This window comes from Paraburkholderia sp. A1RI-2L (assembly GCF_048957375.1).
Taxonomy (GTDB): domain Bacteria; phylum Pseudomonadota; class Gammaproteobacteria; order Burkholderiales; family Burkholderiaceae; genus Paraburkholderia.
On sequence record NZ_JARBTA010000001.1, the window covers coordinates 2646046 to 2665369 of the forward strand.

A 19324-nucleotide genomic window follows, 5' to 3' on the forward strand; every position below is an offset into this window, starting at 1 on the left:
CCGACGTATTGCTCGCGTATCGTCCACGTATTTCCAGCCCCATCCAAACCCGCCATGCTCCCCGCCACGATCGACCACACGCTCTCGCAACTCGAAGCGCACGGCTATTTCGCGAGCCGCGAGCTGGCCACGGCGCTCTTTCTCGCGCTCAAGATGGAGCGCCCGCTGTTTCTCGAAGGCGAGCCCGGCGTGGGCAAAACCGAGCTCGCGAAGGCCGCGGCCGCGCTCACCGGCACGACGCTGCTGCGCCTGCAATGCTACGAGGGGCTCGACACGGCCAGCGCGCTCTACGAGTGGGACTATCCGCGCCAGATCATGGCGCTGCGGCTGGCCGAAGCCTCGGGCGAGAAGCCGCGCAGCGACACGCTCTATCGCGACGAATTCCTCCTAAAGCGCCCGCTGCTGCAAGCGCTCGAACCGGACCCGCATCATCCCGGCGCGCGCCGCGTGCTGCTGATCGACGAAATCGACCGCGCCGATGAACCCTTCGAAGCCTTCCTGCTCGAGCTTCTTTCGGATTTCCAGATATCGATTCCCGAGTACGGCACGGTGCGCGCGAGCGTGCCGCCGCTCGTCGTCGTCACGTCCAATCGCACGCGCGAGGTGCACGACGCGCTCAAGCGGCGCTGCCTCTATCAGTGGCTCGGCTACCCCGAGAGCGCACGGGAGCTTGCCATCGTCGCGGCGCGCGCGCCTGAAACCAGCGCGGAACTCCAGCGCCGCGCCGTGGCGTTCGTGCATCAACTGCGCTCGATGGATTTGTTCAAGGCGCCCGGCATTGCCGAAACCATCGACTGGTGCCGTGCGCTCGCGGCGCTATCGGTCACCGAACTCGACCCGCAGTCGGTGCAGGACACGCTGGGCGTGCTGCTCAAGTATCAGGACGATCTCGCGCAGCTCGACACGCAGCGGATCGCCCAAACGCTTGCGCTTGCGGAGTGACGCCGATGGTGCACGCGCCGAACCGCTCGAACGCCACACCGGAAACACCGGAAACACCGGAAACACCGGAAACACCGGAAACACCGGAAACACCGGAAACACCGGAAACACCGGAAACACCGGAAACACCGGAAACACCGGAAGCGCAGGCGGCGCCTCGGACGCCCGCCCGCCCCGCTGCACGCGGCGCACCCGCATCGCACGAACCGCACGAACCGCCGCCGATGTTCGCGCGCAATGTGGTCCATTTCGTGCGTGTGCTGCGCGGCGCGGGCTTGCCGATGTCGAGCGCGCGCGCCGTGGATGCGCTCGAAGCGCTGAGCTTCATCGACCTCACGCGCCGCGACGATGTGCGCGCCGCGCTGGCCGCCCTGCTCACCGCCGCGCCCGACGAGCGCGAGCTCTTCGACGCCGCGTTCGAGCTGTTCTGGCGCGACCCCGACTGGGAGGGCAAGCTGCGCGCGCTGCTGCTGCCGAAGGTGCAGGGCGCATTGCCGCCGCCGCGCCGCAACAATCGTCTTGCCGACGCGCTCGCGGCCCGCGCGGCCTCGCGCCCGGCCACTCAGGCGCCGCCGGCCCACGAGGAGCACGAACTGCGCGCGCATGCGAGCTTCAGCGCCGAAGAGCGCCTGCGCCACCGCGACTTCGACACGCTTTGCGCCGACGAATGGCGCGCGCTGCGCCACCTGATCCGCGCGCGGCGACTGCCGCTCGCGACCGAGCGCACGCGGCGCCTCAAGGCGTCGTCGCACGGCACGCATGCGGATTTGCGCGCGAGCGCGCGCCATGCCGTGCGCGCGGGCGGCGACTGGACCGTCTGGAAATACCGCGCATGCGTCGAGCGCCGCGTGCCGCTCGTGCTGCTGCTCGACATCTCCGGGTCGATGAGCAGCTATTCGCGCGCCGTGCTCTACTTTTGCCACGCGCTGCTGCAATCGCGCGAGCGCTTGCAGGTGTTCCTGTTCGGCACGCGCTTGACGCACGCCACGCGGGCGCTGCGCGAACGCGACCCCGATGTCGCGCTGGCGCAACTCGCCGCGCAGGTGGCGGACTGGTCGGGCGGCACGCGCATCGGCGAGACGCTCGCGCAGTTCAACCGGCGCTGGGCGCGCCGCGTGCTCGGCGGGCGCGCCACGGTGCTGATGGTCACCGACGGCCTCGATCACGACCCGGGCAGCGCGCTCGCCGAGGAAATGGCGCGCCTGCACCGCTTCGCGCATCGCGTGGTGTGGCTCAATCCGCTGCTGCGCTATCGCGGTTTCGAGCCGAAGGCACGCGGCGTGCAGGCGATGCTGCCGCATGTGGACGCGCACTATCGCGTCCACAATCTGGAGAGCCTGGAAGCGTTCGGCCGCAGCCTGCAGGACACATCCCACGGATCAACGCACAGATCAAGACAAGGAGCGAGACAATGGAGCTGAGCGAAAGCCACACGCTGCCGGTGCCGCAGCAGCACGCGTGGGAAGCCCTCAACGACACGGCGATACTCAAGGTGTGCATTCCGGGATGCGAGAGCATCGATGCCGATGGCGAGAACGCGTATGCTGTGGCCCTTACGGCCGCGATCGGGCCCGTGAAAGCGCGCTTCAAGGGCCGCATGCAGCTCGCCGACATCGAAGCGCCGCGCAGCTACACGATCCAGTTCGAGGGCCAGGGCGGCGCGGCGGGCTTCGGCAAGGGCGACGCGCGCGTGACGCTCGAACCCGCGGGCGAGGACGCCACCACGCTCAGCTATACGGCTAGCGCGCAGGTGGGCGGCAAGCTCGCGCAAATCGGCTCGCGTCTGGTGGACGGCGCGGCGCGCAAGATCGCCGCCGAGTTCTTCAAGCGCTTCACCGAGCAGCTTGGCCAGGGCGCGCAAGCCGGCGGCGCGCAAAGCGATGAAGCCGCCGCGCAACAGACAGCCGAAACGACTGACAAAACACAAGCCGCCAGCGACGCCGAAGGCACGGGCGGCGACGAACCGCAAAAGAGGAAACGATCATGGACAGCGTGGATCTCGAAGTCCTGAAATCCAGCGAACGCTGGCTCGAGGAAGGCCACCGCGCCTTGCTGGTGACGGTGGTGAAGACATGGGGCTCGTCGCCGCGTCCGGAAGGCGCGATGCTCGTCGTGCGCGACGACGGCCTCGTGGTGGGCTCGGTCTCGGGCGGCTGCATCGAAGACGATCTGATCGACCGCGTGCGCCGCGAAGGCATCGACATCGTCACGCCCGAGGCCGTGAAGTACGGCATCACGGCGCAAGAAGCGCATCGCTTCGGGCTGCCGTGCGGCGGCACGATCCAGCTCGTGCTGGAGCCGCTCACCCTGGCGTCGGGCATCGGTGCGCTGCTCGCAGCGGTGGAGCGCGGCGAGCTGGTGGCTCGCACGCTCGACCTCGCCAGCGGCCAGGCGTCGCTCGGCCCCGCGAGCGCCACCGACGGCGTGGATTTCGACGGCAAGCGCCTGCTCACGATCCACGGCCCGCGCTACCGCATGCTCGTAATCGGCGCGGGGCAGCTCTCGCGCTACCTGTGCCAGATCGCGGTGGGGCTCGACTATCACGTGACGGTGTGCGACCCGCGCGAGGAATACACCGACACGTGGGACGTGCCCGGCACCACGCTCGTGCGCACCATGCCCGACGACACCGTGCTCGACATGAAGCTCGACGAGCGCTGCGCCGTGATCGCGCTCACGCACGACCCCAAGCTCGACGACCTCGCGCTCATGGAAGCGCTCAAGACGCGCGCGTTTTACGTGGGCGCGCTAGGTTCGCGGCGCAACAACGCGGCGCGGCGCGAACGGCTCAAGGAGTTCGATCTGAACGATGCCGAGCTCGCGCGGCTGCACGGGCCGGTGGGCATCTACATCGGCAGCCGCACGCCGCCCGAAATCGCCGTGTCGATCCTCGCCGAAGTCACCGCGGCGAAGAATGGCGTTTCGCTGCCCACCCTGCTCCAGGTCGAAGGCGCGAAGGCCGCGCGCGAGCAGGCCGCGAGCGCCGGGTCGAGCTGCGACGTCTGAAGCGCCCCGACCGGCAGGCGTGACGCTGCGCGTGCGCCCGCTTCAGGCGCCGCGCGAACCCGCGCCGCGCCCATCCTCGTGATTCTTGCTGCGTTCGCGTGCGCCGTACGGCTTGAGCCACTGTCCGAGCCGCGTGCGCACCAGCCGCATCGCGCGCGTCCATCCCGCCGGGCGCGGGTCGGCGAGCATGCTCAGCGCCCGCGCATAGTCGAGCGTCAGGCCGGGCGTCCACGCCATGGTCTGGCCGCGCTTGCGCAGCTGCGCGGCCACCCAGAGCTCCGGCGTCGCCAGCATGCGCACAAAGGCGAGCCAGCCGCCGCCCCACACGCGCGGCGTCGCGCCTTCGAGCGCCGCCTCCAGCGCGTGCGAGACCGTGCTCGAACAGTTGCGATGCGTGAGGTTGTAAGTCGTGTCGGCGCGATAGTGCTGCCAGAAGCGCGCGAGCCGCTGCGCATCGTAGTTGCGGATGCGCACCTTGCGCGTAGACGGGCACCATGCTTTCGACTCAGTCGCGTAATCGGGCTGGAACAGGCCCGGCACGTCGTTCTCCGCGGTCGCCCGCAAGAGGCGCGAGAACTCGTCGGGCGAGCGGTCGATCTCGACGGCGGGATACAGGCTGATGTACAAGTTCTCGGGCGCCTCCAGCGCCGCGTGACCGGTCGAGATCACGCCGTCGCGGTCCACGGCCGCGATATAGCGGTCGATCAACGGCTGGCGCCGCGCCTCGGCCTTCGAGGTGCCCACGGGCGTCCACACGTGCACGGTGAGTGCGTGCTCGTGGTCCTCGGGCGGCCCGTCGAACACGGTGTGCGTCAGCCGCGCCTCAACTCCGTCCTTCCCGGCCTTCGTGCCCACGGCGCTCGCCGCGAGCGCCGCCGCGCCGCTCTGCGCCACTGCCGGATTCACGCCGAGCCGCCGCGCGCGCAAGGCGAGCAGCAACAGGTTCCAGCCGGTGAAGATCAGGGCGAGGCCAAGGCAATACGGCACCGTGCCCCTGTAATGCGTGGGATACGGCTGATACAGAAAGATCGCGATGGCGATTTCGAGCACGCCGCCCGCCACCGCGAATTTCCAGGTGCGGTAGCGCACGACCCAGGCGGAAGCGATCTGCAGCAGGCCATCGGCAAGAAAGAGCGTCGCGAACACCATCGAAAGGATGAACGGCGCATGCCGGTAGCCCGAGAGAATGAGCCCGGCGGTGAGACAGAACGCGAGCCCCTTCACGTAGCGCAGCGTACGCTGGCCACCCATGCCGGTCCACGCGACGGCGAGCGTCGCGAGCCCTTCGACGAGCAGCAGCCAGCCGAACGGCGTGACGCGAAAATACAGCACGCCGTCGAGCGCATCGACGAAGAGCCCGGCGCCGATCGCAGCGCTCACCGCGCCCGCGATCAGCACCCCGCGCCAACGTGCGCGCAGGTAATCGACGCCCAGCAGGATCATCATGAGCCGCACCATCGTTCACTCCGCGTTGGCGGTTTTCATGGGTGCGATGCTACGCTCCACCGGCGCGTGTCTGCCCTCAAGGTGCGCAGTGCGTACACGCGAAGCGGGTTTTCGGTTGCGCGCGCAAGTGTGCGAAAGCACATGCAGCCAAGCGCAAATGCGCGCTAGAGCAGCCCGAACGCCAACGCAGCCGCCACCGACCCAGCCACCAGCGCGACGCCCGTGATGCGGCGGCGATTGAGCTCGGTCCACAGCAGCACGCCAGTCAGCGAAAGCAGGATGAGGCTGCCCGCGATGGTGTCCATGAGCAGCACCCAGCCCATGCTCATGCCCACGCCTTTGTGCAGATTGGTGAGCGTCGCGAGGAATGCGCTCTCGGTGCGCCGCACGGCGACGGTGCTGTCGCCCACCCAGTACTCCGCGGCCACGCTCTGGCGCGGCCCCATCAGCATGAGCTGCCAGAACTCGGGCTGCACGACGCTGCGCGCGCCCCACGCGACCGGATGCGCGCGCTCGCGGCGGATCTTGCCGGGCTTGCCGTCGAACGCGAGTTCGTGCTGGAGCCAGCGCGCGAGCGCCTCGGGCGTGGCGGGACGCTCGGCGGGCAGCGCGAGCCGCAGCTGCGTGACCTGCGGCGCGCCCGTCGAAATATGCATCGGCCCGGCGCGATGGTTGAGCAAAAAGCCCGTCACGCCGAATAGCAACCCCAGCACGGCGCCCCATAGTCCCACCCAGCCATGCACCGTGCGCAGCCATTTGATGAAGTTCGCGCGGCGCGAGCGCTTGCGCCGCGCGGCGAATTCGGCGGCATCGAGGGGCTGGGCGGCGCGGTGCGGGGGATCGATGCGAACGCCAGCGCCAGCTTCGGCGCTCGGGGTTTCGATCAGGGGCTCGTCAAGACGGGCGTTCAAGACACGACTCCGGATACGGCACACCAACGTCGTGCGCCAGATCAATAATTGAAAATGAGAATAATTATTATTACATAAACAGAAGGCGAGACGTAAAGGCAAGGCGTGCGTAATGAGCGGCATCCGCTTGACAAGGAAATTGCGTGACTTTTAAGTGAAGGTATTGCGCCGAATACCTGCGAGAGCCGTCTCATAACCACAACGCCGCTCACGGAACGCCGCCATGCGCCACGTCCTCGTTCTTTATCTGGCTGTCCTCGGTTCGGCCTGCGGCGCACGAGCGGCGGAAATACCCGCGCCTGGCGCGGCCCCTGCGCAGACTGCGGCGCCCACGGCCGGCAACGCTGCCGACCAGGCGCCCTACACCAACGAGTCGGAGACGCAGACCTTCACCATCAACGCCGACGGCTCCTTCACCAAGGTCGACGCGCTCACGCTGCGCATCAATACCGAGGCGGGCATTGCGCGCGCGGGCCAGTACTACGTGTGGTTCAACCGCGGCATGGCGCGCGTCGATGTGGTGGAGGCATGGACCGAGGACGCCCATGGCCAGCGCCACGACGTGCGGCCCGAACAGATCCGCGACGTGCAGGAAGTACGCTCCTTCGACGCCCCGATGTTCCAGGACGTGCAGGACAAGGTCATCGTGTTCCCGGCCGTCGAGCCCGGCGCGCGCGTGCATCTCACGTGGCGCAAGACCCAGCGCGTGCCGCTCGTGCCCGGCTGGTTCAGCGACTTCACGCCGCCCGACATGGCGCCCACGCACAATTTCCGCGTGATCTACGACTTGCCCACGAAGGTGCCGCTCTACGCCGACGCGCGCGGCTTCACCGTGCTCGAGCCGGTCACGGCGAACGGCCGCACGCGCTACGAATACCGCTATGACAAGGCGAATTTCGCGCGCCTCGAATATGGTTCGGTTTCCTACGTAAGCTATGGCGACCGGCTGATGGTTTCCACCTTCCCCGATTACGCGGCATTCGCGAAGGTGTACCGCGAGGCCTCCGCCGATGCGGCCGCGCGCGACGCAAACGTGGTGCGGCTGGCGCACACGCTCACGGCGCACGATGCCACGCCGCGCGCGAAAGCTCAAACGCTCTACGACTGGGTCCGCCGCAATATCCGCTACGTGGCGGTCAATGTCGGGCGCGGCGAGATCGTGCCGCATCGCGCGACCGAGGTGCTCGCGAACCGCTACGGCGACTGCAAGGACCACGTCGCGCTCTATGGCGCGCTGCTCGACGCGGTGGGTGTGCGCAACGTGCCCGCGCTCCTGAACAGCGGCACGATCTACACGCTGCCTTCGGTGCCGGGCTTCGGTGTGATCAACCACGTCATCACATGGCTGCCCGACCTCGAGCTTTTCGCGGACTCCACGGCGAATAACGTCGAGTTCGGCTATCTGCCTTCGACGGACATGAACCGCGAGACCGTGCTCGCCGGCGACGGCACGCTCATGCGCACGCCGGCCACCGAACTGACCGCGCGCGACAGCGATCTCGACATCACCGTCGCGCCCGATGGCTCGGCGCGCTTCGTCTATCGCCTCGAGTCCAAAGGCTGGGCCGCGGAGCAGACGCGCAGCGTGCTGCGTCTGCAAACGCCCGCGCAGCGCGAGGAATCGCTGCAGTGGGAACTGCGCAACGCGAACCTGCGCGGCAGCGCCCTGCTCGCGTCGAGCCCGCTCGACGCCACCTCAGGACCGCTCGTGGTGACGCTCACGGGCACGCTGGACGGTTTCGTCGACCCGCTGATGACCACGCCGGTGCCCACGCTCACGAGCCTCGTGGGCGGCATCGACGCGAATCTGCGCTACTGGCTCGGCGAGACGCGCCGCACGCAGCCGTTCGTGTGCCGCAACGTGGCCGTGACCGAGCGCACGCGCATCGAATTGCCGCCGGGGCTGCGCGTGCTCGACATGCCGTCGGCGCAGCACGCCGCCACGACGCTGATCGACTACAGCTCGCAATACACGCTCGATACCCACGCCAACGTGCTGCGCGTGATGCGCACGGGCCGCACGCATTTTCCGAGCGACGTGTGCAGTCCCGCCGATTTCGCGCAGATGCGCGCCACCTTCGAGACGATGGCGCGCGACCTGCGCGCCCCGCTGATCGTCAAGCCCGTTGCGGCAAAACCGGCAGCGGGCGCGCTGGAGATCGAGGCGCCGCAGGCCTCGGTGCCACGCATGTAGTGATTGCGGCTCAAACGGATGATCAAACCGGCCAGAGCGGCCCTTCCTGCATCGCGCCGATCTGCTCGCGCAATTCGAGAATGCGCTCTTCCCAGTAGCGCTGCGTGTTGAACCATGGGAATGCCGCCGGAAAGGCGGGATCGCTCCAGCGCCGCGCGAGCCAGGCCGAGTAGTGAATGAGCCGCAACGTGCGCAGCGCTTCGGTCAAATGCAGCTCGCGCTGATCGAATTCGCAGAAGTCTTCATAGCCGGCGAGCAGATCCGCGAGTGCGCGCGAGGCGTCCGCGCGGTCGCCGGGCAGCAGCAGCCACAAATCCTGGATAGCGGGACCCATGCGGCTGTCGTCGAAGTCGACGAAATGCGGCCCCGCATCGGTCCAGAGCACGTTGCTCGGGTGGCAGTCGCCGTGCAGACGCAGCTTGCGCACGTCGCCAGCGCGCTCGAACGCGGCCTCCACGCCTTGCAGCGCGAGCGCAACGACCGCTTCCCACGCTTCGCGCACGTCGGCGGGCACGAAGCCGTGTTCGAGCAGGTACGCGCGCGGCTCGTAGCCATAGCTCGCGATGTCGATCGATGGGCGTGCCCGGTACGGCTGGGTCGCGCCCAGCGCGTGAATGCGTCCAATGAAGCGCCCTATCCATTCGAGCGTATCGCTGCGGTCGAGGTCGGGCGCGCGGCCGCCGCGCCGCTCGAAGAGTGCGAAGCGATAGCCCTCGTGCTCGTGCAGCGTGCGGCCCTCGAGCACGAGTGCGGGCACGGCGGGAATCTCGCGCGCGGCAAGCTCGGCCACGAACGCGTGCTCTTCGAGAATGGCTTCGTTGCTCCAGCGCTCGGGACGATAGAACTTCACGACGAGCGGCGCTTCGTCCTCCACGCCGATCTGGTAGACGCGGTTCTCGTAGCTGTTGAGCGCCAGCATGCGGCCGTCGGTGCGGCGGCCCGCCGGCATCAGGACGCCATCGACGGCGTCGAGCACGCACTCGGGTGTGAGGCGGGCGTAAGGTGCGGCCGAACCCGCTTCCGGAGGCTCGCCCGATGCAAATGTGGTTGGATCGTTCATCTGCGCATTGTGCATCGTGCGCGCCGCGGCGGCGAGGTCCGGTCAAACTCGCAAGTCAAACTCGCAGGTCAAATCCGGCACAAGTTCAGGCTGAATCAGGGCGCGCTCAATGCAGATTCGCGCCGGCGGGCATGACGTGCTCGCCCGTGTCTATCAGATCCACCAGAAAAAAGGGTTCGGTGTTGAGCTGCTTCGACGCGCCAGGCTCCCCCACGTACCAGGTAACCATGGCCATGTCGCCGAGAATGCGCATCACGATACCGCGCGCGCCATGAGGCACTGCGATATGCACGGTGCGGACGATAGAACCGACTTGCATGATGTTTCCCCGTTCCCATTCCATTGCCGGCCTCCCCGCAAGAAAGGCCAGTCAGTGTGCTGACAAAAACTGGTGCGCTTTCGACGTTGCGCACACATCCAACCTGCTCCGGCGAGCCGCGTTCGCGCTTGATTCGCGCTTGATTCGCGCTTGATTCGCGCTTCTTTCACACTTCTTTCGCCCTTGAGACGTGACACGGACCTGACACGGACCCAACCGGTTTACGCATTTTTGCCTCATTTCGGCTACTTGCGCAAAGCAAAAATAGAGGGGCGGCTCGCGCCCCCATTCGACTTACGAATTCCTGACTGTAACAGATGGTAATCGCCACCCGGCGCGCTTGTGGAGCGCCGGCTGCAAAAGTACTCTGACTATTACTGGCAGGCGTTATAGTCCTGCCAAAAGGCGCAAGCTTGGCACGAACGGATAAAAACGCAGACAAACGGCGCGTGATCGATGCACCAGCCGCCGCCCCAAACAGCCACATGAGCAGCCACGCGCCCCGCGCGAACGCTCGCCGCCCGATCCGGTAACAGCATGACAACTGCGCGGGCACCGCGCGATAGCTGCGTGCTGATATCGGCCATAACACCGCCACCCGCGAAGGAAGCTGCCGTTTCATGTGGATCGTCAGGCTCGCACTCAAGCGCCCCTACACGTTCATCGTGCTGGCGCTCCTGCTCCTGATCGTCGGCCCGCTGACGATCCTGCGCACGCCCACGGACATCTTCCCGAACATCGACATTCCCGTGCTCTCGGTCATCTGGACCTACACGGGCCTGCCCGCCGACGAGATGTCCAGACGCATCGCCATCAACTACGAACGCGGACTCTCGGTGGCCGTCAACGACATCGAGCACACCGAGTCCACCTCGCTCAACGGCGTGACGGTCGTGAAGATCTTCTTCCAGCCGCATGCCAACGTGCAGGAGGCGCTGGCCGAAGTCACCGCGCTCTCGCAGGCGCAATTGCGCTCGCTGCCGCCGGGCATCAACCCGCCGTTCATCCTGCGCTACAACGCCTCGACGGTGCCGATCCTGCGCCTGTCGCTGTCCTCGCCGCTGCTCACCGAGCAGGAGTTGTTCGACTACGGCAACAACTTCCTCAAAACGCAGCTCGCCACGGTGCCGGGCGCCTCGGCGCCGCTGCCCTATGGCGGCAAGCAGCGGCAGATCATGGTCGATATCGACCAGCGCGCATTGCAGCAGCACAACCTCTCGCCGATGGACGTGGTGAACGCCATCAGCGCGCAGAATCTCATCCTGCCCTCGGGCACGGCGAAGATCGGCGCGTCCGAATATTCGGTGCTGATGAACGCGAGCCCCAACACCATAGCGGGCCTGAACGACATCCCCGTGAAAACCACGGCGGCGGGCACGATCTATATTCGCGACGTCGCGCACGTGCGCGACGGCTTCGTGCCGCAGACCAACATCGTGCGCGTGAACGGCCAGCGCGCGGCGCTGCTCACCATCAACAAGAGCGGCAACACGTCCACGCTCGAAATCGTCGACCGCATCAAGGCGATGATGCCGGTGCTGCACAATCTCGTGCCGCCCTCGTTCAACATCGACCCGGTCGCGGACCAGTCGCTGTTCGTGCGCGCCGCCGTGCAGGGCGTGCTGCGCGAGGCGCTCATCGCCGCCGCGCTCACCGCGCTCATGATCCTGCTGTTTCTCGGCAACTGGCGCGCGACGCTCATCATCGCGATCTCCATTCCGCTGTCGATGATCACCTCGATCATCGTGCTCGCGGCGCTCGGCGAGACCATCAATATCATGACGCTCGGCGGTCTCGCGCTCGCCGTCGGCATACTCGTTGACGACGCAACTGTCGCCATCGAGAACATCAGCCAGCAGCTCGAACAGGGCAAGACGCTCGAGCAAGCGATTCTCGACGGCGCGCACCAGATAGCGGTGCCCACGCTCGTCTCCACGCTCTCGATTTGCATCGTGTTCGTGCCGATGTTCCTGCTCACGGGCGTCGCGCATTATCTGTTCATTCCGCTCGCCGAGGCCGTGGTGTTCGCGATGCTCGCGTCGTACTTCTTCTCGCGCACGCTCGTGCCCACGCTCGCGAAGTATCTGCTGCGCTATCACCACAAGCCCGCCGACCTCCATCACATGCATGCGGGCACGCGCAATCCGTTCATGCGCCTCCACCTTGCGTTCGAGCGCGGCTTCGAGCGCATGCGCGTGCGCTATCGCGCGTTTCTCGCCGCGCGCGTCGCGCATCCCGTGTGGTTCGTGGCGGCGTTTCTCGCCTGCTGCGGCGCCTCGCTGCTGTTGCTGCCGTTTCTCGGCCGCGACTTCTTTCCGCAAGTGGATGCGGGCACGATCGCGCTGCATCTGCGCGCCAAGACCGGCACGCGCGTGGAGGAAACCGCCGTCATCACCGATCGCATCGACAAGCGCATCCGCCAGCTGATTCCCGCGCGCGAGCTGCATTCGATCATCGACAACATCGGCCTGCCGGTCTCGGGCATCAATCTCTCGTACAGCAACACCGGCACGATCGGCACCTCGGACGCCGACGTGCTGATCTCGCTCGCCGAAAACCACCACCCCACGGCGGATTACGTGCGGCTGCTGCGGCGCACGCTCAACGACGAATTCCCGGGCGTCCAGTTCGCCTTCCTGCCCGCCGACATCGTGAGCCAGACGCTGAACTTCGGCATGCCCGCGCCGATCGACGTGCAGATCACGGGCCGCGACGTGGATGCCAACCGCGCATACGCGGCGCGCCTGCTCGCGAAACTGCGCAGCGTGCCGGGTCTCGCCGACGCGCGCATCCAGCAGCCCGCCGACCTGCCGCGCCTCTTCATCGACGTGGACCGCACGCGCGCGCAGCAAGCGGGCTTCACGCAGAAGGACGTGGCGAGCGACCTGCTCATCACGCTCTCGGGCAGCCAGCAGACCACGCCCACGTTCTGGCTCAACCCGATGAACGGCGTGAGCTACAACGTCATCACCGAAGCGCCGCAATACACGATCGATTCGCTGCAGTCACTCGCGAACATTCCGCTCACCGCGAACGGGCGCAGCAACATTCTCGGCTCGCTCGCGAGCATGCGGCGCGTGTCCGGGGACGCGGTCGTCACGCACTACAACGCGCAGACCACCATCGACATCTACGCGAGCGCGGACCGCCGCGATCTGGGCGCGGTCTCCGACGACGTCCAGAAAATCATCGCCGGATCGCACGGCGACCTGCCCAAGGGCTCGACGCTCAGCCTGCGCGGCCAGGTCGACACCATGAACAATTCGTTCTCCGGATTGCTGGGCGGCCTCGTGTTCGCCATCGCGCTCGTCTACCTGCTGATCGTCGTGAACTTCCAGTCGTGGCTCGATCCGCTCATCATCATCTCGGCGCTGCCCGGCGCGCTCGCGGGCATCGTCTGGATACTGTTCCTCACGCACACCACGGTTTCCATTCCCGCGCTCACGGGCGCCATCATGTGCATCGGCATCGCCACGGCGAACTCGATTCTCGTGATCAGCTTCGCGCGCGAGCAGTTGCGCGAGCACGGCGACGCCGCGCGCGCCGCCATCGAGGCGGGCTTCACGCGCTTTCGCCCGGTGCTGATGACGGCGCTCGCGATGGTGATCGGCATGGTGCCGATGGCCATTGGACTCGGCGAAGGCGGCGAGCAGAACGCGCCGCTCGGGCGCGCCGTGATCGGCGGGCTCACGGTGGGCACGCTCGCGACGCTCATCTTCGTGCCCGTGGTGTTCTCGCTCGTGTACCGCAAGCTCGGCGAGCACCGCCAGCGCGCCATCGAAAACGCAGTGCCCAAATCATGACGACGATGCTCTTTTCTCCAACTACCCGGAGCCGCCATGCAGCCCGGCCACGCTGACACGCCGCCGCCGGATCCACGCGATCCGCACGGTCCACGCCGGGCACGGCGCTGGCCGCTCGTGCTCGCGGCGCTCGCGGTGATCGCGCTTGCCGCGCAAGGCATCTGGTCGCGTTTGAACGCGCACGCGGCGCTCGAGCGCGAAGCACAACGCGCGAGCACACTGAGCGTGCAGGTGGTCACGCCGCAACGCTCCGCGCATGCGCTCGACCTCGTGCTGCCCGGCAACGTGCAGGCGTTTCTCGACACGCCCATCTATGCGCGCACCAATGGCTATCTGCGCAAGTGGTATGCGGATATCGGCGCGCACGTGAAGGCGGGCCAACTGCTCGCCGAAATCGACGCGCCCGAAGTTGACGACCAGTTGCGCGCCGCGCGCGCCGATCTCGCGAACGCCGAGGCGAACTACGCGCTCGCGAAAACGACCGCCGATCGCTGGACGCAGATGCTCCAGACCCGTTCGGTGGCGAAGCAGGACGCGGACGAGAAGCAAGCCGACATGCTCGCGAAAAAGGCGACGCTCGACGCGGCGCGCTACAACGTCTCGCGGCTCTCGCAGTTGCAGTCGTACGAGAAGGTGAGCGCGCCGTTCGACGGCATCGTCACGGCGCGCAATACCGACGTGGGCGCGCTGATCGACGCGGGCAGCTCGGGCGGCCAGCAAAAGGAGCTGTTCCATGTCGCGCAGGCCGACCGCCTGCGCGTCTATGCGAACGTGCCGCAAGCCTACGCGCAGCAGATCCGACCGAACCAGCACGCGTATCTCACGCTCAACGAGACGCAAGGCAAGCGCTACCCGGGCGTGGTCGCGCGCACGGCGGGCGCGGTCGACCCGCAGCAGCGCACGCTGCTCGTGGAAGTGGACGTCGACAATCCCAACGGCGACCTGCTGCCCGGCGCCTACGCGCAAGTGCATTTCGCGCTCGACGGCAGCGCCACGCCGCTCACGCTGCCGGGCAACGCGTTCCTGTTCCGGCCCGATGGCGTGAAGGTCGCGACGGTGGGCGAGAACGGGCACGTGAAGCTCGTCGATGTCACGCTCGGCACCGACTTCGGCACGCGCGTGGCGGTGGCCGCGGGGCTCACCGGTAGCGAGCGCGTGATCGTGAATCCGCAGGACTCGATCGTCGATGGGACGCCGGTGCGCATCGTCGGGAAGGCGGCGTCGTGAGGCAAATATTGCTCTGCCTTGCGCTTGGCGCCGCGCTCGCGGGTTGCAAGGTCGGCCCCGACTACATGCGCCCGCAGATCGGCGTCGCCGCCACCTACAAGGAACTCGAAGGCTCCGGCTGGACCAGCGCGCAGCCCGCCGATACCGCGCCGCGCGGCACCTGGTGGTCGATCTACGGCGACGCGCAACTCGATGCGCTCGAAGCGCAGGTCGAGCGGGCGAATCAGAACGTGCAGGCCGCCCAGGCGCACTTTCGCGCCGCACGTGCGAACGTCGCCCAGCAACGCTCGGCCTTTTTCCCGACCGTGACCGCGGGCGTGGGCTTCACGCGCACGCGGACCTCGCAGAACATCGAGTTCAAGTCGACGGCGGGCCGCACGATCAACGACTACCTCGTGGGTCTCGACGCCACCTGGGAGCCCGACGTCTGGGGCCGCGTCGCGCGCGGCGTGGAAAGCGCGCAGGCCAACGCCCAGGCGAGCGCCGCCGATATGCAGGCGGTGCTGCTCTCGATGCAGGCCGAACTCGCGACCGATTACTTCGAGCTGCGCGGCCTCGACCGCGAACGCCAGTTGCTGGAAGACACGCTCGCCGCTTACCGCGAGTCACTCGCGCTCACGCAACACCGCTACGAAGGCGGCATCGCCACCGACGCCGACGTGGGCCAGGCGCAGACGCAATTGCAGACCACCGAGGCGCAGGCGATCGATCTGGGCGTGCAGCGCGCGCAACTCGAACACGCCATTGCAATCCTCACGGGGCAGTCGCCCTCCACCTTCGCGCTGCCCGTGCTGCCCGGCGCGCCGCTCACTGCGCAGGCGCTGGTCGCGCCGCCGGGCGTGCCGTCGACGCTGCTGGAGCGCCGCCCCGACATCGCCGCCGCCGAGCGCCGCGTGGCCGCCGCAAACGCCCAGGTGGGCGTGGCCACGGCAGCGTTCTTCCCGAGCCTTGTGCTCGCAGTCACGGGCGGACTGGAGGCGACCAACTTCAGCCAGTGGCTCGTCGCGCCCGCGCGCTTCTGGTCGCTCGGCCCGGCGCTCGCCGGCACGCTGCTCGACTTCGGCGGACGCGCCGCCGTGCGCGACGCGGCGCGCGCGCAATACGACGAGAACGTCGCGCAGTATCGCGAGACCGTGCTCGACGCATTCGGCCAGGTCGAGGACAACCTCGCCACCTTGCGCGTGCTCGAACAGGAGGCCGTCGCGCAGGACCGCGCGGTGGACGCCGCGAAGCGCACGCTTGCGATCGTCGAGAACCGCTACAAGAGCGGCGCGATCACCTATCTCGACGTGGTGGCCGCGCAAACCACGGCGCTCAACAACGAGCGCCAGGCCGTGAGCATCGCGCGCCGGCGTCTCGCGGCGAGCGTCGCGCTCGTGAAGGCGCTGGGCGGCGGCTGGAGCACGGCGGCGCTGCCCACCGACGACGCGCTCGTGCACCCGCACGAGCCCGCGAACGGCGGCACGCCGCCATAAAGCGGCGCGGCTAGCCTGCAATAGGGCAAGGCATGGATCGTGCGGAAGGCGTATCGTTGCGCCTTTGCCTGCCTTTGCCTGCCTTTTCCATTTCCCCCCAGGAGTTCGAGTCGTGACTGCATCACCGGGCGTTGGGCGCAACACCGCCGCACCCAACGCCGCGCCATCCACCCTTCCCTTTATCGAGCGCGGCACGCCCGCCTTCTGGCGCGCGAGCCTCGCGCTGCTGTTCGCGGGCTACGCCACCTTTTCGCTGCTCTATTGCGTGCAGCCGCTGCTGCCCGCGTTCTCGCAGGCGTTCGGCGTGAGCCCCGCGCAGAGCAGCCTCGCGCTCTCGTTCACCACGGCGGCGCTCGCCTGCGCGATCTTCGTGGCGGGCTTCGTCTCCGAAGGCTGGAGCCGGCGCGGCATGATGACCGCCTCGCTCAGCATCTCCTCGCTGCTCACGCTCGCGGTGGCGTTCGTGCCCCACTGGCACACGCTGCTCGTGCTGCGCACGCTCGAAGGCGTCGCGCTCGGCGGCGTGCCCGCGGTCGCCATGGCGTGGCTCGCCGAAGAGATGCACCCCGACGGCCTCGGCCTCTCGATGGGCCTCTACGTGGGCGGCACGGCCATCGGCGGGATGGCGGGGCGCGTGATCACCGGCATCTGCACCGACCTGTTCGGCTGGCGCGTGGCCGTGGCCGTGATCGGCGTGCTCGGGCTCGCCTCGATGTCCGCGTTTCGGGCGCTGCTGCCGCCCTCGCGCCATTTCGCGCCGAGAAGCGGACTCGGCTTCGCCCATCACCGTGCGGCGCTCATGCGCCATTTCGCGCGGCCCGGCTTGCCCGTGCTGTTCGCGCTCGGCTTCGTGCTGATGGGCAGCTTCGTCACGCTCTACAACTACATCGGCTACCGGCTGATCGCGCCGCCCTACAACCTGAGCCAGGCCGCTATCGGCGCGATCTTCATCGTCTATCTGACCGGCGTGGTCGCCTCGCCGTGGTCGGGCCGCATGGCCGACAGGCTCGGCCGCTCGCCCGTGCTGATCGCCGCGATCGTGCTGATGCTCGCGGGCGTCGTGCTCACGATGTTCGCGCCGCTCGGCATGATCGTGGCGGGCATCGGCTGCCTCACCATCGGCTTCTTCGCGGGGCATGCGGTGGCCAGCGGCTGGGTCGGCCGCCTCGCGCGCGAAGCGAAGGGCCAGGCCGCGGCGCTCTACCTGCTCGCGTATTACCTCGGCTCGAGCATCATGGGGTCGATCGGCGGGCACTTCTGGGCCAGTCTGGGCTGGGGCGGCGTGGCAGGGCTTGTCATGGCGCTGCTCGTCGCGGGGCTGGCCGGGGCGTGGCAGCTGCGTGAACGGGAGCGCGCCGGAGCGGCCTGAAACGGCAGGCGCGCCATGCGTTTGAGTTACCATGCCATCGACGAAAGCTGAACGTAATGTTGGCGGACTCCCCACGAATTGCGCGCTGTACCGCGTGCGTCGGCGCAAAGCGCCGCCAGACGGGACTGCGGGCCGCAAAGCCTGCGCCGCGGCTGGGCATGGGTTCCGCCTTGTTCGCTAGCCTCTCCTATACTCGATTGAGGCCCGCAGCCGCAGTGGCGCACAGCGCCCGATTACTGCGATGGCCGACATGACCCACTTGCATGGGACAGGAGACGAGCATGGAAGGCTATTTCACGATCGGCGACTTCATCATGATCATCCCGATGGCCCTGGCCGGTGCGCTCTTCCTCGGCGCGGTGCCCTGCGCAACCGAATTCAAGCACAACACGCTGCGGGTGATCGGCGCGCTGATCGGTGCGCTATGCGCCGTTGCGCTGGTGGAAACACTGCCCGCGCTGATGTAGCGCCACGACGCTTCGCGGCCACTCGCTGTTCGCTATCCGTTTGCGTTCACTGCCGGTCGCGCGCTTCTGCGGCCGCCGTCAGCACGCTCCCCCTGCCCGGCTGCAACCCCTTGAATTGCCGCAGCGCCGCATGCCAATACGGTATGCGCGCTGCACTGAGGCGGCGTCTTCGGCGCGCGCGAGCGCGGGCAACGCCACCCATGGCAGCGTCGGATGTAGATGATGCTGGCGATGCAGATGATGATTCATGAGCAGCACGCCCACCCCGCGCGGCACCCGAAAATCGCGCGCGCGGCCGGGTTCGTCCAGCGCCACGCCGTAATGCGGCAGGTTGTCGGCGAGCGACAGCCATAGCCCGCGAAGATACATCGTCACCAGCAGCACCGGCCAGGCCTTTCCGTAGAGCGCGAAGGCGAACCCATAAAGCGCGAGCGCACCAAGCCCGTCGCGGCGCGCACGGCGGCGCCTCACGGGGTCGGCAACGTGGTTGCCGAAGAGCCGCTGCACGATCGGCCCCTGCGCCCCGTGTGCGCCCACGCCGCGTGCAACCAGTGCCTGCGCCATGCGCGCCGGCACGAACGCCAGCAATGGTGCACACAACTCGGCCGCGTAAAGCCCGCCCAGCAGCCTCGCATACCACGCCATGCAGCGCAGCCAGCGCGGGCCGCGCGCATCGTCGACGTCGGGGCGATCGAACGCCTCGCGCGTGAAGCGGTGATGCATCAGGTGTCCGAAACGTACCGCGTCGAACGGAATCGCCAGGCTAATCGAGAGCAGGCGTGCAACGGCTTCGTTGGCGCGCCGCGAGGCAAGCAGCTGCCCGTGGATCCCCTCGTGGATCAAACCCCAGTGGATCGGCGTGGCGAGCACGACAAGCACGACCGGCAAGAGCGAGACCCAGAGCGCGAGCGACGCTCCCCCCGCCGCACACAGAAGCAGCGGCAAGCCGAATAGCTGATACGCGAGCGCCAACCCGGCCACGGCAATGAGCGCGGCATTCGCTCCCAGATGCGGCGTGCGCCGCGAAGCCTGCGCAGTGAGGCGCGCTGCGGACGGCGCTTCGGCATCGGCAGATACGGGGCGAACGGCGCTCGTGGACTCCATC

At 67.8% G+C, this 19324-nt stretch carries 15 protein-coding genes; 10 read left to right on the plus strand and 5 right to left on the minus strand.

Annotated elements, in window-relative coordinates; translation table 11 throughout:
• Window positions 1-54: 54 nt before the first annotated feature.
• The 4 genes from PWP93_RS12130 (at window position 55) to PWP93_RS12145 (ending at window position 3948) form a co-directional block, all read left to right on the plus strand.
• Window positions 55-942 (plus strand): AAA family ATPase, encoded by an 888-nt coding sequence (locus tag PWP93_RS12130; RefSeq protein ID WP_421044644.1) that lies wholly within the window; start codon window positions 55-57, stop codon window positions 940-942.
• Between the two features lie 224 nt (window positions 943-1166).
• Window positions 1167-2363 carry a vWA domain-containing protein gene (locus tag PWP93_RS12135; RefSeq protein ID WP_421045077.1) on the plus strand — a complete coding sequence of 399 codons (1197 nt, stop codon included), beginning with the start codon at window positions 1167-1169 and terminating at the stop codon, window positions 2361-2363.
• Entirely contained in the window at window positions 2354-2953 is a 600-nt protein-coding gene (locus PWP93_RS12140) for a CoxG family protein (RefSeq protein ID WP_421044645.1), read from the plus strand. Before PWP93_RS12135 ends, PWP93_RS12140 begins: the two co-directional genes overlap by 10 nt.
• On the plus strand, window positions 2926-3948 hold the full coding sequence (locus PWP93_RS12145) for an XdhC family protein (RefSeq protein WP_421044646.1): 1023 nt from the start codon (window positions 2926-2928) through the stop codon (window positions 3946-3948). Before PWP93_RS12140 ends, PWP93_RS12145 begins: the two co-directional genes overlap by 28 nt.
• A 42-nt stretch (window positions 3949-3990) precedes the next feature.
• Here PWP93_RS12145 and PWP93_RS12150 read toward each other — a convergent pair whose 3' ends face one another.
• Window positions 3991-5406, minus strand: coding sequence for an HdeD family acid-resistance protein (locus tag PWP93_RS12150; protein ID WP_421044647.1), 1416 nt, complete (start codon window positions 5404-5406; stop codon window positions 3991-3993).
• Between the two features lie 152 nt (window positions 5407-5558).
• Entirely contained in the window at window positions 5559-6281 is a 723-nt protein-coding gene (locus PWP93_RS12155) for a PepSY-associated TM helix domain-containing protein (RefSeq protein ID WP_421045078.1), read from the minus strand.
• Window positions 6282-6528: 247 nt separating this feature from the next.
• Between PWP93_RS12155 and PWP93_RS12160 the strand changes: the two genes are divergently transcribed.
• Entirely contained in the window at window positions 6529-8499 is a 1971-nt protein-coding gene (locus tag PWP93_RS12160) for a DUF3857 domain-containing transglutaminase family protein (RefSeq protein ID WP_421044648.1), read from the plus strand.
• A gap of 22 nt (window positions 8500-8521) precedes the next feature.
• On the opposite strand, the gene PWP93_RS12165 is transcribed toward PWP93_RS12160, so the two are convergent.
• Both PWP93_RS12165 and PWP93_RS12170 read right to left on the minus strand, forming a co-directional pair.
• Window positions 8522-9559 carry a serine/threonine protein kinase gene (locus PWP93_RS12165; protein ID WP_421022709.1) on the minus strand — a complete coding sequence of 346 codons (1038 nt, stop codon included), beginning with the start codon at window positions 9557-9559 and terminating at the stop codon, window positions 8522-8524.
• A gap of 106 nt (window positions 9560-9665) precedes the next feature.
• Window positions 9666-9878: a hypothetical protein gene (locus PWP93_RS12170; protein WP_035523464.1), complete on the minus strand. Its 213-nt coding sequence runs from the start codon at window positions 9876-9878 to the stop codon at window positions 9666-9668.
• A 620-nt stretch (window positions 9879-10498) separates the two neighbouring features.
• Between PWP93_RS12170 and PWP93_RS12175 the strand changes: the two genes are divergently transcribed.
• The 5 genes from PWP93_RS12175 to PWP93_RS12195 all read left to right on the plus strand — a co-directional run bounded on the left by PWP93_RS12175 (window position 10499) and on the right by PWP93_RS12195 (window position 18219).
• Complete coding sequence (locus PWP93_RS12175; protein WP_421044649.1) at window positions 10499-13681, plus strand: efflux RND transporter permease subunit; 3183 nt, start codon at window positions 10499-10501, stop codon at window positions 13679-13681.
• Between the two features lie 36 nt (window positions 13682-13717).
• A complete protein-coding gene (locus PWP93_RS12180) occupies window positions 13718-14908 on the plus strand; it encodes an efflux RND transporter periplasmic adaptor subunit (protein WP_421044650.1) in 1191 nt (396 codons plus the stop codon).
• Window positions 14905-16383: an efflux transporter outer membrane subunit gene (locus PWP93_RS12185; RefSeq protein WP_421044651.1), complete on the plus strand. Its 1479-nt coding sequence runs from the start codon at window positions 14905-14907 to the stop codon at window positions 16381-16383. Before PWP93_RS12180 ends, PWP93_RS12185 begins: the two co-directional genes overlap by 4 nt.
• Window positions 16384-16495: 112 nt before the next feature.
• Window positions 16496-17752 carry an MFS transporter gene (locus PWP93_RS12190; protein WP_421044652.1) on the plus strand — a complete coding sequence of 419 codons (1257 nt, stop codon included), beginning with the start codon at window positions 16496-16498 and terminating at the stop codon, window positions 17750-17752.
• Window positions 17753-18033: 281 nt separating this feature from the next.
• The gene (locus PWP93_RS12195; protein ID WP_421022705.1) at window positions 18034-18219 is read left to right on the plus strand and encodes a hypothetical protein; all 186 of its coding nucleotides are present in this window, start codon (window positions 18034-18036) and stop codon (window positions 18217-18219) included.
• A 78-nt stretch (window positions 18220-18297) separates the two neighbouring features.
• Here the strand turns inward: PWP93_RS12195 and PWP93_RS12200 are convergent, their stop codons facing one another.
• Window positions 18298-19323 carry a fatty acid desaturase gene (locus PWP93_RS12200; protein WP_421044653.1) on the minus strand — a complete coding sequence of 342 codons (1026 nt, stop codon included), beginning with the start codon at window positions 19321-19323 and terminating at the stop codon, window positions 18298-18300.
• Window position 19324 lies beyond the last annotated feature (1 nt).

What these genes read in the sequence shown, in the direction of transcription:
- PWP93_RS12145 (WP_421044646.1), top strand. Translation starts at nt 2,926, where the DNA reads ATGGACAGCGTGGATCTCGAAGTCCTGAAATCCAGCGAACGCTGGCTC.
- PWP93_RS12160 (WP_421044648.1), top strand. Translation starts at nt 6,529, where the DNA reads ATGCGCCACGTCCTCGTTCTTTATCTGGCTGTCCTCGGTTCGGCCTGC.
- PWP93_RS12180 (WP_421044650.1), top strand. Translation starts at nt 13,718, where the DNA reads ATGCAGCCCGGCCACGCTGACACGCCGCCGCCGGATCCACGCGATCCG.
- PWP93_RS12130 (WP_421044644.1), top strand. Translation starts at nt 55, where the DNA reads ATGCTCCCCGCCACGATCGACCACACGCTCTCGCAACTCGAAGCGCAC.
- PWP93_RS12150 (WP_421044647.1), bottom strand. Translation starts at nt 5,406, where the DNA reads ATGGTGCGGCTCATGATGATCCTGCTGGGCGTCGATTACCTGCGCGCA.
- PWP93_RS12170 (WP_035523464.1), bottom strand. Translation starts at nt 9,878, where the DNA reads ATGCAAGTCGGTTCTATCGTCCGCACCGTGCATATCGCAGTGCCTCAT.
- PWP93_RS12175 (WP_421044649.1), top strand. Translation starts at nt 10,499, where the DNA reads ATGTGGATCGTCAGGCTCGCACTCAAGCGCCCCTACACGTTCATCGTG.
- PWP93_RS12140 (WP_421044645.1), top strand. Translation starts at nt 2,354, where the DNA reads ATGGAGCTGAGCGAAAGCCACACGCTGCCGGTGCCGCAGCAGCACGCG.
- PWP93_RS12135 (WP_421045077.1), top strand. Translation starts at nt 1,167, where the DNA reads ATGTTCGCGCGCAATGTGGTCCATTTCGTGCGTGTGCTGCGCGGCGCG.
- PWP93_RS12200 (WP_421044653.1), bottom strand. Translation starts at nt 19,323, where the DNA reads ATGGAGTCCACGAGCGCCGTTCGCCCCGTATCTGCCGATGCCGAAGCG.
- PWP93_RS12195 (WP_421022705.1), top strand. Translation starts at nt 18,034, where the DNA reads ATGGAAGGCTATTTCACGATCGGCGACTTCATCATGATCATCCCGATG.
- PWP93_RS12165 (WP_421022709.1), bottom strand. Translation starts at nt 9,559, where the DNA reads ATGAACGATCCAACCACATTTGCATCGGGCGAGCCTCCGGAAGCGGGT.